Source organism: Pseudomonas juntendi, from assembly GCF_009932375.1.
Lineage (GTDB): Bacteria > Pseudomonadota > Gammaproteobacteria > Pseudomonadales > Pseudomonadaceae > Aquipseudomonas > Aquipseudomonas juntendi.
The window spans coordinates 1-543 of the sequence record NZ_BLJG01000572.1; the positions used below are offsets into that span (position 1 = coordinate 1).

Here is a 543-nt window from a genome sequence, read left to right on the forward strand (position 1 = left end):
GACGCTGCCACGATCCCCGTAGGAGCGGCCTTGTGTCGCGAAAGGGGCGCGCAGCGACCCCACATTTTCAGCTTCGCAGCGGATATTGCCGGGGCCGCTGCGCGCCCCTTTCGCGACACAAGGCCGCTCCCACGGGGATCGCGACGGCCATCACTTTTGCACAGGCCGCACCTGCCATTCAGGTAGCCGGCCGAATCTCCCGGATCAAACCCTCGAGGCTGTAGCCCAACCGTGGCGCCAGCGCCTGCGCCCGGGCCCGCAAGCCTTCCATGTCCAGGGTCTGCTCCAGATCCGCTGGCACCAGCAGAATCACATTGCCCTCCTTCACCGGCAGTTCCCAGTAATGGCGGTGGTACAAGCCGCGCAGCAACGCTGCCCCCAGCGGCTTGCCATCATCGGTGGCCCACTGGTTGATCACCAGCCAGCCGCCCGGGTTGAGTTGCTGCTGGCAGCTCGCCAGGAAGTTCCACGCCAGGTGCCCTACCCCCGGCCCATGGTCGGTGTACAGGTCAACGAACAACAGGTCGGCCTTTTCTGCGCTGG

Annotated in this window: 1 protein-coding gene; it reads right to left on the reverse strand. The window is 65.9% G+C overall.

Annotated elements, in window-relative coordinates; translation table 11 throughout:
- Positions 1-178 precede the first annotated feature (178 nt).
- Positions 179-543: polyamine aminopropyltransferase (locus GYA94_RS27320; RefSeq protein ID WP_498072228.1), on the reverse strand; the 365-nt coding region annotated here is incomplete at its 5' end.